The sequence below is a fragment of the Pseudomonas sp. J380 genome (assembly GCF_009827115.1).
GTDB lineage: Bacteria > Pseudomonadota > Gammaproteobacteria > Pseudomonadales > Pseudomonadaceae > Aquipseudomonas > Aquipseudomonas paracarnis.
Window position 1 is genome coordinate 638,521 of the sequence record NZ_CP043060.1, and the last position, 13,044, is coordinate 651,564.

Annotated in this window: 13 protein-coding genes; 7 read left to right on the forward strand and 6 right to left on the reverse strand. The window is 60.3% G+C overall.

Features of this window, described 5'->3' with window-relative positions; translation table 11 throughout:
• Nucleotides 1–168 precede the first annotated feature (168 nt).
• Together FXO12_RS03050 and gloB are read right to left on the reverse strand one after the other, a co-directional pair.
• Nucleotides 169–1,569 carry a transglycosylase SLT domain-containing protein gene (locus tag FXO12_RS03050; RefSeq protein ID WP_020301567.1) on the reverse strand — a complete coding sequence of 467 codons (1,401 nt, stop codon included), beginning with the start codon at nt 1,567–1,569 and terminating at the stop codon, nt 169–171.
• Nucleotides 1,570–1,667: 98 nt separating this feature from the next.
• Nucleotides 1,668–2,435 (reverse strand): hydroxyacylglutathione hydrolase, encoded by a 768-nt coding sequence (gloB, locus tag FXO12_RS03055; RefSeq protein ID WP_020301566.1) that lies wholly within the window; start codon nt 2,433–2,435, stop codon nt 1,668–1,670.
• 65 nt (nt 2,436–2,500) lie between these two features.
• Between gloB and FXO12_RS03060 the strand changes: the two genes are divergently transcribed.
• Complete coding sequence (locus tag FXO12_RS03060; protein ID WP_003190694.1) at nt 2,501–3,259, forward strand: class I SAM-dependent methyltransferase; 759 nt, start codon at nt 2,501–2,503, stop codon at nt 3,257–3,259.
• A 31-nt stretch (nt 3,260–3,290) separates the two neighbouring features.
• Complete coding sequence (rnhA, locus tag FXO12_RS03065; protein ID WP_003173571.1) at nt 3,291–3,743, forward strand: ribonuclease HI; 453 nt, start codon at nt 3,291–3,293, stop codon at nt 3,741–3,743.
• A 135-nt stretch (nt 3,744–3,878) separates the two neighbouring features.
• On the opposite strand, the gene FXO12_RS03070 is transcribed toward rnhA, so the two are convergent.
• The gene (locus tag FXO12_RS03070) at nt 3,879–4,184 is read right to left on the reverse strand and encodes a DUF2388 domain-containing protein (RefSeq protein WP_057974842.1); all 306 of its coding nucleotides are present in this window, start codon (nt 4,182–4,184) and stop codon (nt 3,879–3,881) included.
• Nucleotides 4,185–4,386: 202 nt separating this feature from the next.
• Between FXO12_RS03070 and dnaQ the strand changes: the two genes are divergently transcribed.
• The 3 genes from dnaQ to FXO12_RS03085 all read left to right on the forward strand — a co-directional run bounded on the left by dnaQ (nt 4,387) and on the right by FXO12_RS03085 (nt 8,579).
• Nucleotides 4,387–5,127 carry a DNA polymerase III subunit epsilon gene (gene dnaQ / locus FXO12_RS03075; protein WP_164919366.1) on the forward strand — a complete coding sequence of 247 codons (741 nt, stop codon included), beginning with the start codon at nt 4,387–4,389 and terminating at the stop codon, nt 5,125–5,127.
• Nucleotides 5,128–5,733: 606 nt separating this feature from the next.
• Nucleotides 5,734–7,989: an Orn/Lys/Arg decarboxylase N-terminal domain-containing protein gene (locus tag FXO12_RS03080; protein WP_057974839.1), complete on the forward strand. Its 2,256-nt coding sequence runs from the start codon at nt 5,734–5,736 to the stop codon at nt 7,987–7,989.
• Nucleotides 7,990–8,009: 20 nt separating this feature from the next.
• The gene (locus FXO12_RS03085; RefSeq protein ID WP_054897500.1) at nt 8,010–8,579 is read left to right on the forward strand and encodes a GNAT family N-acetyltransferase; all 570 of its coding nucleotides are present in this window, start codon (nt 8,010–8,012) and stop codon (nt 8,577–8,579) included.
• Between the two features lie 99 nt (nt 8,580–8,678).
• Here the strand turns inward: FXO12_RS03085 and FXO12_RS03090 are convergent, their stop codons facing one another.
• A complete protein-coding gene (locus tag FXO12_RS03090) occupies nt 8,679–9,587 on the reverse strand; it encodes a LysR substrate-binding domain-containing protein (RefSeq protein ID WP_057974838.1) in 909 nt (302 codons plus the stop codon).
• 183 nt (nt 9,588–9,770) lie between these two features.
• Here FXO12_RS03090 and FXO12_RS03095 point away from each other — a divergent pair, with 183 nt between their 5' ends.
• Nucleotides 9,771–10,109, forward strand: a complete 339-nt coding sequence (locus FXO12_RS03095) for a hypothetical protein (protein WP_060772654.1) — start codon at nt 9,771–9,773, stop codon at nt 10,107–10,109.
• A 49-nt stretch (nt 10,110–10,158) separates the two neighbouring features.
• On the opposite strand, the gene FXO12_RS03100 is transcribed toward FXO12_RS03095, so the two are convergent.
• A complete protein-coding gene (locus FXO12_RS03100) occupies nt 10,159–10,395 on the reverse strand; it encodes a hypothetical protein (RefSeq protein WP_032874044.1) in 237 nt (78 codons plus the stop codon).
• Nucleotides 10,396–10,622: 227 nt separating this feature from the next.
• Here FXO12_RS03100 and FXO12_RS03105 point away from each other — a divergent pair, with 227 nt between their 5' ends.
• Entirely contained in the window at nt 10,623–11,180 is a 558-nt protein-coding gene (locus FXO12_RS03105) for an NADPH-dependent FMN reductase (RefSeq protein ID WP_003190705.1), read from the forward strand.
• A gap of 123 nt (nt 11,181–11,303) precedes the next feature.
• Here the strand turns inward: FXO12_RS03105 and poxB are convergent, their stop codons facing one another.
• Nucleotides 11,304–13,028 carry a ubiquinone-dependent pyruvate dehydrogenase gene (gene poxB, locus FXO12_RS03110; RefSeq protein WP_054897504.1) on the reverse strand — a complete coding sequence of 575 codons (1,725 nt, stop codon included), beginning with the start codon at nt 13,026–13,028 and terminating at the stop codon, nt 11,304–11,306.
• Nucleotides 13,029–13,044 lie beyond the last annotated feature (16 nt).

The window sequence follows — 13,044 nt, forward strand, 5'->3', positions numbered from 1 at the left end:
AAGGCTGTCGGGAAGGCCATTTTGCGGACTGCAAGCTATTGGACGGTGTGAAGGTCAAATGTGGGAGCTGGCTTGCCTGCGATAGCATCACTGCGGTCTGACTGATAGACCGAGGTGCCTGCATCGCAGGCAAGCCAGCTCCCACACAAGCCAGCTCTCCCCGAGGTATTAGCGCGGCCCGGAAACCACCAGCATCTGCCCTGGTTTCAATGCCTGGCCGGTGCGCGGGTTCCAACGCTTGAGATGTTGCATCTCGACGTTGAAGCGCTTGGCCACCATGTACAGCGAGTCACCTTTCTTGACCTTGTACTGCACCGGTTTTTTCGCCGCGACTTTACGCGTGTCCTGCATCACCAGGGTCTGGCCGACCTTGAGGGCCTGGCCGTTGAGCTTGTTCCAGCGCTGCAGGTCATGCACATCGACCTTGTTGGCCTTGGCGATCAGCGTGAGGTTGTCGCCACTGCGTACCTTGTAGCTGCGGGTACGCCCTGCGACCGCCTTGGTCTCGACTTCGTCGAATACCGGCTTCTTGGGGCGCATGCTCAGCAATTCTTCCGGCTTCATCGTCGAAAGGGTGCTGGTCAGCAGTTGGGCCTTGGAGGTCGGCACCAGCAGATGCTGGGGGCCATCCAGGGTGGTGCGTTGTTTCAAGGCCGGGTTGAGCTGAAACAGTTCGTCTTCGTCGATCTCGGCCAGCGCGGCAACCCGTGACAGGTCCATGCTTTGCTTGACTTCAACGACCTCGAAGTACGGCGTGTTGGCAATCGGGTTCAGGTTGACGCCGTAGGCTTCGGGCGCCAGTACTACCTGGGACAAGGCCAGGAACTTGGGCACATAGTCCTTGGTTTCCTGAGGCAGGGGCAGGTTCCAGTAGTCAGTGGGCAGGCCGAGCTTTTCGTTGCGCTCGATTGCCCGGCTGACCGTGCCTTCGCCGGCGTTATAGGCCGCCAGGGCCAGCAGCCAGTCGCCGTTGAACATGTCATGCAGACGCGTCAGATAGTCCAGGGCGGCGGTGGTGGAGGCCGTGATGTCGCGGCGGCCATCGTAGGCGCGGGTCTGGCGCAGGTTGAAGTAGCGCCCGGTGGAGGGAATGAACTGCCACAAGCCCACCGCATCGCTGCGCGAATAGGCCATTGGGTTGTAGGCACTTTCAATCACTGGCAGCAGCGCCAGCTCCAGGGGCATGTTGCGTTCTTCAAGGCGCTCGACGATGTAATGAATGTAGAGGCTGCCGCGTTCGCCGGCATTCTCCAGAAAGGAGGGGTTACTGGCGAACCACAGGCGCTGTTGCTCGATGCGCGGGTTGACGCCGACACCGTCCTGCAATTGAAAGCCCCGACGCATGCGTTCCCAGACGTCCTGGGGTACTTCGGGGCTGGGCTTCTCTGATAGCCAAATAGGTTTTTGCTTGATCTTGGCAGCAAGATTCGGTTTGGGTTGCACGGTGGATTGTGCAGCGTAATTGGTCGATTGGCAGCCCGCCAGAGTCGCGGAAACGGCCACCGCCACGGCTTGAGCCAGGCGGGTCAATGCGTCTGAAGAAATGGATTTACGAATAGATGACGACATTGGCTGGAAGTAAGTTCCGGGCAAAAATGTCGGGCGATTCTAGAAAGCGCTTTGGTTCCGGTCAACCATTCAGAAATTACGTATCAGATTGCATCTGGTTAGAACTTATCTTTCCAAGCCCTCAAGCTAGCAAACACCTCGGCCCCAGAGCGGTTGTCGCGGCCGTTCCGTTCGTCCGCTTTTTGTTTAACGGATGTTTCAGCGGTGCGCAGAAAAGGGTTAGTACGTTTTTCCAGGGCCAGGTTGGATGGCAGCGTCATCTGGCCACGGGCGCGAAGTTGGGCGACATTTTCCACCCGTTCGGCGATGTCGGCGTTGTGCGGTTCCACGGCCTGGGCAAATTTCAAGTTACTTTGCGTGTATTCGTGGGTGCAGTACACCTGCGTATCGGCGGGCAGGGCGGCCAGGCGTTCCAGAGAGTTGTACATCTGTTCGGGTGTGCCTTCGAACAGGCGACCGCAACCCGCGGCGAACAAGGTATCGCCACACAGCAATACGCCCTGGTGGTAAAAGGCGATGTGGCCGAGGGTGTGGCCAGGCACGGCGTACACGTCGAAGTCCCAGCCCAGCACGCTGATACGGTCGTTATCCTGCAAGGCCACATCCCGCGCCGGGATCTTTTCGTTGGCCGGGCCGTAGACCGTGGCGCCGGTGACAGTTTTCAGTTGCTCCACACCGCCCACATGATCATGGTGATGATGGGTGACCAGAATGTCGCTGAGGCGCCACTCGGCATTCTGCTTGAGCCAGGCCAGTACTGGCGCGGCATCGCCGGGGTCGACCACGGCGCAGCGCCGGGTCGTGGGGTCTTGTAACAACCAGATGTAGTTGTCGGTGAAGGCGGGTAGGGCACTGATCTGTATCATTCTTCGATTCGCCAAGCTGAACACATTGGTGCATCTTAGAACGTCTAGGCGAGTTGGAGAATGCAATGACTGATAAAGCGTTCGCCCAGGCCGATCCTGAGTGGCTGGCCCTGATCAGCGCCGCCCGCGAATGGTTGTCCGGGCCGATTGGGCAGTTTTTGCTGGAAGAAGAGCGGCGCATGCTCGAAGACGAGCTGGGCCGGTTCTTTGGTGGCTACCTGGTGCATTACGGGCCGTCGGCCGACACGCCGCCCTCGGCACCGCAGGTGCAACGCAATGTGCGCCTGGGTGCACCGTTGCCGGGCGTGGAGATCGTCTGCGAGGAACAGGCCTGGCCCTTGAGCGAACACGCCGCCGATGTAGTGGTGTTGCAGCACGGCCTGGATTTCTGCTTGTCGCCCCACGGTTTGTTGCGCGAAGCGGCGAGCAGCGTGCGCCCTGGTGGCCATTTGCTGATTGTCGGCATCAACCCCTGGAGCAGTTGGGGCCTGCGCCGTGTGTTCGCCCATGACGGACTGCGTCAGGCGCGTTGCATCGCGCCATCACGGGTGGGCGACTGGCTCAACCTGCTGGGCTTCGCGCTGGAGAAACGCCGCTTCGGGTGCTATCGTCCGCCGCTTGCGACGGCCAAGTGGCAGGGCCGCCTGGCCGGTTGGGAACGCCGCGCAGGGGCCTGGCAGCTGTCGGGTGGTGGCTTCTATTTGCTGGTTGCACGCAAGATCGTGGTCGGGCTGCGACCGGTGCAACAAGTGCGCCGCGAGCCGATCGGCAAGCTCGTGCCGATGCCGTTGGCCAAGGTCAACCGCGAACAACGCGAACCGTAAAACCTCTTTTTGATTTCAGGCCGAATAACCGATGACCGATAGCGTAGAACTCTTCACCGATGGCGCCTGCAAGGGCAACCCCGGCCCGGGCGGCTGGGGCGCCTTGCTGGTGTGCAAGGGCGTGGAGAAGGAACTGTGGGGCGGCGAAGCCAATACCACCAATAACCGTATGGAGCTGATGGGCGCCATTCGCGGCCTCGAAGAACTCAAGCGGCGCTGCAACGTACTCCTGGTGACCGACTCGCAGTATGTGATGAAGGGCATCAACGAGTGGATGGTCAACTGGAAAAAACGCGGCTGGAAGACAGCGGCCAAAGAACCGGTCAAGAACGCCGACCTGTGGCAATTGCTCGATGAACAGTGCAACCGTCACGACATCACCTGGAAATGGGTACGCGGGCACATCGGCCACCCTGGCAACGAGCGCGCCGACCAGTTGGCCAACCGTGGCGTGGATGAAGTACGCGGCTACAAGCAGAGCTGAATCAACGACACCGCAGCGGCCGTTCGAGCCGCTGCTTCACTGCCGCCATCGCGTGGGGCGAATCTACCAGCACGGCATTGAGCTTCAGGCAGGCATACTTTGGCCTGATCACAAAGATGCCGTGAGTGTTGTCGCTTACAGAGCCAGGATTGCACGGGCGAGTTGTTCGTCCGTGCATCGCAGGTCCACTCTTGTCTGGCGAATATGCCGCAAGGCTGACTCCAACTGGGCACCGCGTATTGCACCTTCGCTTGCGACAAACGATGCGGCATCGGCCTTGGCCGCCAGCACAATCTTGTCGTCCTTGAAGCTGCTGCTGGTGCCGCCCGTGGCACTCATCGACAGGCTCACCAAGGCGTCAGTGGTCATCACGAAACTGGTGGCTTGCGCACCGGCAGCGCTGAACAGGCAGGGGATGAACAGCCATTTCAGGTTGAACATGAGTCAGTGAATTCCGTATCTGGAGGAGGCGCGCAGGTTAGCGGCGAGGGACGTAGAAAACCGCAGCAAGTTTGCGAAACCTTGTAAATAACTGTTGGGTGTCCACCGGTGATTGGGTGCCATGGGCGCTTCGTTTACAGAGCGTGCTAATATCCCGCCCCTTGAACTGTACCGAACCGTTGAGAGCTGAACCCTGATGGCCATCCGATCTGTTGTACTCGATACCGAAACCACCGGCATGCCGGTGACCGATGGTCACCGGATCATCGAAATCGGCTGTGTCGAACTGATGGGGCGCCGCCTGACCGGCCGCCACTTCCACGTCTACCTGCAACCGGACCGCGACAGTGACGAGGGCGCGATTGGCGTCCACGGCATCACTGACGAATTCCTCAAGGGCAAGCCGCGCTTCGCCGAAGTGGCCGATGAGTTCTTCGAATTCATCAATGGCGCCCAGTTGATCATCCATAACGCGGCGTTCGACATCGGCTTCATCAACAACGAATTTGCCCTGATGGGGCAGGCCGACCGTGCAGACATCTCCCAGCACTGCACGATCCTCGATACCCTGATGATGGCCCGCGAGCGTCACCCGGGCCAGCGCAACAGCCTTGATGCCTTGTGCAAGCGCTATGGCGTCGACAACTCCGGCCGTGAACTCCACGGCGCCTTGCTTGACTCCGAGATCCTGGCCGACGTTTACCTGACCATGACCGGCGGGCAGACCAGCCTGTCCCTGGCCGGTAATGCATCCGATGGCAGCGGTTCGGCTGAAGGTTCGGGCAACCGCCCTTCGGAAATCCGCCGCTTGCCGGCTGATCGCAAGCCGACGCCGATCATCCGCGCCAGCGAGCAGGACCTGGCCGAGCATGCGGCGCGGCTGGAGGCGATTGCCAAGGCGGCCGGTGCGCCGGCGTTGTGGACTCAACTCACCCAGCAATAACCGCTCATGTAGGAGCAGGCTTGCAGCCATGGGTACTTACACAGTTGCATCTGTGGCGAGGGAGCTTGCTCCCGTGACGGCCTGCCAGCCAACACCTATCTACCTGACGCTGCGCGATCAAACTGTGGGAGCTGGCTTGCCTGCGATAGCGGCCTGCCAGCCAACGCCTATCGACCTGACGCCCCGCGATCAAATTGTGGGAGCGGGCTTGCTCGCGAATGCGGCCTGACTGTCAACACGGTTGGATTGAGTACATATCCATTGCTGCGGTAACGGCCATTTAGCGTTCCGCTCTGACAGCGGGTCACTTTGGAAAAGCCGGAATGCCGGCCCAGCCCACCGACATTTGGATTGCGGAGCCTCAGGTAGATAAGTGTCGGCTGGCAGGCCGTCATCGCAGGCAAGCCAGCTCCCACAGTTTGATCGCGGGGTGTCAGGTAGGTATGGCCCAGCTGGCAGGCCGTCACGGGAGCAAGCTCCCTCGCCACAGGTTCAACGCCGTACCGACGGTTATGCAGGTACCTCTCGACCACCTGTGAAATCTTCATTCGCCACTTTTGCTTCCAGCTTCTACCCTTGTGCAAAGCCTCCGGAGTAAGAGTGCTCATGTACAAAGACCTGAAGTTCCCCGTTCTGATCGTGCACCGTGACATCAAGGCCGACACCGTTGCCGGTGACCGGGTTCGAGGCATCGCCAGGGAGTTGGAACAGGAGGGCTTCAGTATTTTTTCTGCGGTGGACTACGCCGAGGGGCGGCTGGTGGCCGCTACCCATCACGGTCTGGCCTGCATGCTGATAGCCGCCGAAGGCGCCGGGGAAAACACCCATCTGTTGCAGAACATGGTGGAGTTGATTCGCTTGGCGCGCCTGCGCGCACCCAACCTGCCGATCTTTGCGCTGGGCGAGCAAGTCACCCTGGAAAACGCGCCCGCCGATGCCATGAGCGAGCTCAACCAGCTGCGCGGCATTCTTTATCTGTTCGAAGACACCGTGCCGTTTCTGGCGCGCCAGGTCGCCCGCTCCGCACGCACGTACCTGGATGGCCTGTTGCCGCCGTTCTTCAAGGCGCTGGTGCAACACACCGCCGATTCCAATTATTCCTGGCACACCCCCGGTCATGGCGGTGGCGTGGCCTATCGCAAAAGCCCGGTGGGGCAGGCGTTTCATCAGTTCTTCGGGGAAAACACCCTGCGCTCTGACTTGTCGGTATCGGTGCCCGAACTGGGCTCGCTGCTCGATCACACCGGGCCCTTGGCCGAAGCCGAGGCACGCGCCGCGCGCAACTTTGGCGCCGACCATACGTTCTTCGTGATCAACGGCACGTCCACCGCCAACAAGATCGTCTGGCATTCCATGGTGGGGCGCGATGACCTGGTGCTGGTAGACCGCAATTGCCACAAGTCGGTGTTGCATTCGATCATCATGACCGGCGCGATCCCGCTGTACCTGTGCCCGGAGCGCAACGAGCTGGGGATCATCGGCCCGATCCCCCTGGGCGAATTCAGCCCTGAGTCGATCCGCGCCAAGATCGACGCCAGCCCCTTGACCCGTGGGCGACCACCGAAAGTGAAATTGGCGGTGGTGACCAACTCCACCTATGACGGCCTGTGTTACAACGCCGAACTGATCAAGCAGCAACTGGGCAACAGTGTCGAGGTGCTGCATTTTGATGAGGCCTGGTATGCCTACGCCGCCTTTCACGAGTTCTTCGCCGGGCGTTATGGCATGGGTACCTCGCGCACGCCGGACAGCCCCTTGGTGTTCACCACCCACAGTACGCATAAGTTGCTGGCGGCATTCAGCCAGGCGTCGATGATCCACGTACAGGACGGCGGCGCACGGCAACTGGACCGTGACCGCTTCAATGAAGCCTTCATGATGCATATCTCCACCTCGCCGCAATACAGCATCATCGCGTCGCTGGATGTGGCCTCGGCAATGATGGAAGGCCCGGCCGGGCGCTCGCTGCTTCAGGAAATGTTCGACGAGGCCTTGAGTTTTCGTCGCGCCCTGGCCAACTTGCGCCAGCATATCGCGGCGGAAGACTGGTGGTTTTCCATCTGGCAGCCACCCTCGGTCGCGGGTATCGACCGGGTCGCCACTGCGGATTGGCTATTGCACCCTGGGGATGAGTGGCATGGCTTTGGCGACGTTGTTGAAGACTACGTGCTGCTGGACCCGATCAAAGTCACACTGGTGATGCCTGGCCTCAACGCCGGTGGGGCATTGAGCGAGTGTGGGATTCCCGCTGCAGTGGTCAGCAAGTTCCTCTGGGAGCGCGGGCTGGTGGTGGAGAAGACTGGGCTGTATTCGTTTCTCGTGCTGTTTTCCATGGGCATTACCAAAGGTAAATGGAGCACCTTGCTCACCGAGCTGCTGGAGTTCAAGCGTAGCTACGATGCCAATGTCAGCCTGGCCACTTGCTTGCCGTCGGTGTATGCCCAAGGCCCGGCACGTTATCAAGGCCTGGGGCTGCGCGACCTTTGCGACCAGTTGCACAGCTGTTACCGTAGCAATGCCACGGCCAGGCACCTCAAGCGTATGTATACGGTATTGCCGCAAATCGCGATGAAACCCGCCGATGCCTACGACCAGTTGGTCAGGGGCGAGGTGGAGGCGGTCTGCATCGATGCCTTGGCAGGACGCATCGCTGCCGTGATGCTGGTGCCTTACCCTCCGGGCATACCACTGATCATGCCCGGCGAACGCTTCACCGAGTCAACCCGTTCAATCATCGATTACCTGGCATTTGCCCGCACGTTCGATAGCAGTTTCCCCGGTTTTGTCGCGGATGTGCATGGGCTGCAACACGAAGATGACGGCAGTGGCCGTCGTTATACCGTCGACTGCATCAAGGGTTAAGGAAGTCTATGCAAGCTGTAATGAACCCGAAGTATCCAGGGCTCAGTGTGCGAGTCGCCGACGAAGGTTTTGATGCCTATGTGTGGGGCAATGATTTCAGCTTTGAAGTCAGTGCCTATGGGGTGCCGCAAATGGGCCAGCGCGTCGAACAATGGCCGGTGGAAAAAGTGCTGCCGTACCGCAAGTGCTATGGCATCGACCCGGAAGAGTTCGCCAGTTTCCGTGATGCCGCCGACAGCTCGATCTTCATGGCGTACCTGGATGACCGCGCAGTGGGGCATATCGTGGTCAGCACCAACTGGAACGGTTTCGCCCATGTTGACGAGTTGGCTGTGGCGTTGCCGGCGCGCCGACATGGCGTGGCCAAGTCGTTGTTGGACGTGGCGCAGTTCTGGGCTCGCAAGAAGAACCTGCCGGGCATGATGCTTGAGACCCAGAACAACAACCTCGGCGCCTGTCGCCTGTATGAGCGTTGTGGCTATGTAATGGGCGGCATCGATCACCTGCGTTATCGCGGGATTGACCCGCAAACCCGCGAGGTCGCGATTTTCTGGTATCGGTTGTTCAAGGCGCAGGTGGAGGCTGTCTGACCCCTGTAGGAACGAGCTTGCTCGCGAAAAACGCCAAGGCGCCGCGTTACATCAGCATGAGCGTGTGATCGTTCACGTTCTTCGCGAGCAAGCGCGCTCCTACGGGGACTTGGTGTCGTTGCCAAGCAGGCTTTCGGCTTTCTGGATGACGATTTCCAGCAGCGCATTCAATGCCGGGGAGGGCGCAGCGTCTTTCAAGGTCAGCGCATACAGGCTGACCACTATCGGTGGTGACACCGGGCACGCATCAAGCCCGGACTCGCGTGCACCCAAGGCGGTGAACGGGTCGACAATCGCCAGGCCTTCTCCGGCTTCTACCAGGCCGCGCATCATCGGGTAGGTTTGCACCCGCGTCTGCACCACGGGCAGCGGCCGCAGGGCGTGCAGCTTGGCATCCAGCAAGCGGCTGAGCGGGTCATGGCCTTCAAGGCCGATCAGGGACTGGCCGGCCAACTCCTGCAGCGCAATGTATTTTTGCTTGGGCTTGAGCCAGCCATGGGGGGCCAGCAACTGCAATTTGCCTTGGGCCAGCACCGTGCTCTGGATATGGGGATGTTCTGGGTCACGCAGGCTCAGGCCCACATCGACTTCATGCAACAGCAGGCTGTTGATGATCTCGCCAACTGGCTGGCTCGACAGGTTGCACGGCATGTCCTGGAAACGTCGACGCAGTGCAGCAATGCTCTGGGGCAACAGTTGGTTGGCCAACGGCGGCGTGCAGAGCGCGCGCAGGGGCGGCGCATGATGGTGTTTCAAGCGGCTGGCAAGGCGTTGCAACGGCTCCAGGGCTTCATACAGAGCAGTGATTTGTGCCTGCAATTCCAGGGTTTCCCGGGTGGCCTGCAAACGCCCGCGTACGCTGGCGAACAGCATGAAGCCCAATTGCTGCTCAGCGTCCTTGAGGGTGGTGTCTACTTCGCCCACGGGGAGTTGCAACCACTCGGCGGCGGTGCCGAGGTGGCCGGTCTGCAAGATGGCCTGAATCACTTCGATATGACGTAAACGCATGGCCGGAGTCTATGTGCAGTGCGCAGGGGATTCAATGGCGCAGGCCTTCGTGCGCAAAAAAGACTGCCGGGGTCGTCCCGGCCTATGGCGCTCAGCCAGGACCCCATTAGAATGGCGGGTCTGATCAGCAACGACCCCTGCCGGTTTCCCGGTACTTAAAATAAAAAACAGGTCTGGTCTCATATGCCTCTACCCTCGACGTTCTTCGGGGTAACGGCCAAGCAACTCGTGGTCATGGTGACCGTGGGAGGCCTGGCGGCTTACTTCTTCAATCATCAGGATGAACCGACGCCGGACAATCTCGCACTGGAGGCCTTTATTCGCTCCCAGCAACAGGTGGGCGAGCAGGTGGGCGCAGTCGTGGGGATCACACTGGTCAGGGAAGTGGAGGCGTACCCCGCGTACAATGCGGCAGGTTACAAGCGCTCGATGTTTACCGTGCAAGGGGAGCACGGCCAGGTGCTGGTGACGCTCAAGCAAGACGAGCAGGGCATAGAGGTGACGCAGATCCGCCGCCCATGAACGTCCCCAGCCCAGCCGCCAGGACTGAGCAGGTGAACAAGGCAAGCGCTTACGATGCCAGAGTGGTTTCGGACTCGCGCACGAGAATGGTGCCCGACTGGATCAGTTTGAATTCATCACCTTCCAGCTTTTCTACACGGTCGCCAATGGCCAGCTTGTAGGTCGTGGTGGGCGTCGATCCGGCCAGGTCGCCTTGCGCCGGGTTGGATTCCTGAAACTCATGCACCGAATAAACGCGGCCTTCCGCGTCTCTGGCATGAAACTGTCCAACAAGTACTGCAGCCATCTGTTTAGAACCTCTGGAGATAAACACTCGATTTGCGGTTCTGTAGACCGTCAGGGAGCGGGGTAGTTTACCTATAAGAAAAAAATACTATTCGCTGATATTTTCAGACGCTTCCTACGCAAGTGCTTGCACGGAAAACGGCGAGGGAATCCGCACAACCCTCTGGTGAACGCGTCGCGAAGCCTCTATAACTACAAGCTCCTTTATTCAGAAGTCGGGAAACCTCAATGAGCAAGGTCTACACGATTGCCGTCCTGGTGGGCAGCTTGAGAAAAGAGTCGATCAACCGCAAGGTCGCCCTGGCCCTGGCCGAACTGGCCCCTGCCAATCTCAAGTTGAACATTGTTGAAATCGGCGACTTGCCGCTCTACAACGAGGACATCGACGGTGCAACACCGCCCGCAGCCTACAGTACTTTCCGCAAACAAGTGAGTTCATCCGACGCGGTGCTGTTCGTCACCCCCGAATACAACCGCTCCGTGCCGGCGGCCTTGAAAAATGCCATTGACGTGGGCTCGCGCCCATACGGGCAGAGCGCCTGGAGTGGCAAGCCGGGGGCGATCATCAGCGTGTCGCCGGGTGCCATTGGCGGCTTTGGCGCCAACCACCATTTGCGCCAGTCCCTGGTGTTCCTGGATGTGTGGTGCATGCAACAGCCGGAAGCCTATCTGGGCGGGGCAGGCAGTGTGTTCGATGAGGCGGGGAAGGTGTCGGACAAGACCAAGCCGTTCCTGCAGGCATTCATCGATGCCTACGGCAAGTGGGTGGAAAAGCAGAAAGGCTGAAATTAGCCCGGCACCTGTAGGAGCGAGCTTGCTCGCGAAAAACTCGACGACAACGCGTTCATTCAGGATGTCAGCGTTACCGTTAGCGATCTTCGCGAGCAAGCTCGCTCCTACAGTAGGGGGTTATCGCAACCAGTTGGTGCGTGCCAGTTCGATAACCTCATCGCCACGCCCGCTCATCACCGCCTTGAGCATGTACAGGCTGAACCCCTTGGCCTGTTCCAGCTTGATGCTCGGCGGCATCACCAGTTCCTGAGTCGCGGTCACCACATCCACCAACACCGGGCCATCGTGGGCCAGGGCTCGGCGCAGTGCCGGCTCCAAGTCTTCGGATTGCTCCACACGTATGCCCAAAATGCCCATGGCATTGGACATGGCCGCGAAGTCCGGGTTTTTCAGCTCGGTGCCGGTGTCCAGGTAACCCGCAGCCTTCATCTCCATCGCGACAAAGCCCAGGGACGAATTGTTGAACACCACGAGTTTGACCGGCAATTGCAGTTGCGCCAGGGAAATGAAATCCCCCATCAACATGGTGAAACCACCGTCCCCGGACATCGAGATCACCTGTCGTCCAGGGAACGCCGCCTGAGCGCCGATAGCCTGAGGCATGGCGTTGGCCATCGAGCCATGGTTGAACGAGCCGATCAGCCGGCGCTTGCCGTTCATCTTCAGATAACGCGCCGCCCACACGGTGGGTGAGCCGACATCGGCGGTAAAGATCGCATCATCATCGGCCAGTTCGCTGAGCAAGCGCGCCACATACTGGGGATGGATTGGCCGGCCGGCCTTGGACGGTTGCGCCAGGTCATCCAGGCCTTGGCGGGCTTTTTCGTAGTGCTTGAGGGAGGTTTCGAGGAAGCTGCGATCGGTCTTGCGGGTCAGGCGCGGCAACAGCGCGTCGATGGTTTCACTGACGTCGGCGGCGATGCCCAGGTCCAGGGTCGCACGGCGCCCCAGGGCTTGGGGGTTGCGGTCCACCTGGATGATCCTGGCGTCGGTCGGGTAGAACTGGCGATAAGGGAAGTCGGTGCCGAGCATGACCAAGGTGTCGCAATCGAGCATGGCGTGGTAGCCGGAGCTGAAACCGATCAGGCCGGTCATGCCGACGTCGAACGGGTTATCCCACTCCACGTGCTCCTTGCCCCGCAGTGCGTGCACCACCGGCGCGCCGAGGGCGTCGGCCAGCGCCACCACTTGATCGTGGGCACCGGCACAGCCGCTGCCACACAGCAGGGTGACTTTCTCGCTGCTCTGGAGCATGTCGGTGAGGCGCTGCAAGTCCTGCTCAATCGGCACGGTGCGCGGTGCGTGCAAGGCCGGCCACGGCTTGAGCTTATCTTCCACCTCCAACAGCGACACATCCCCCGGAATCACCACCACCGCCACGCCTCGGTTGAGGATCGCCGAACGCATGGCACGGTGCAGCACCTGAGGCATCTGCTCGGGGTTGCTCACCAGCTCGATAAAGTGGCTGCATTCCTTGAACAGCTCCTGGGGATGGGTTTCCTGAAAGTAATTCAGGCCAACCTCCGAGGACGGAATTTGCGCGGCAATCGCCAGCACCGGCACATGGTTGCGATGGCAATCGAACAAACCATTGATCAAATGCAGGTTACCCGGCCCGCAACTGCCGGCGCACACCGTCAACTCGCCGGTGGCCGCCGCTTCGGCACCGGCAGCGAAGGCGGCGACCTCCTCGTGGCGCACATGCATCCACTCGATGCTGTCCATGCTGCGCAGGGCGTCGGTCAGGCCATTGAGGCTGTCGCCGGTGAGCCCCCAGATACGCTTGATACCCGCTTGTTCCAGGGTGGTCGCCAACTGCTGGGCCAGGTTGATTTTCGCCATGAGGAACTCCAATCGT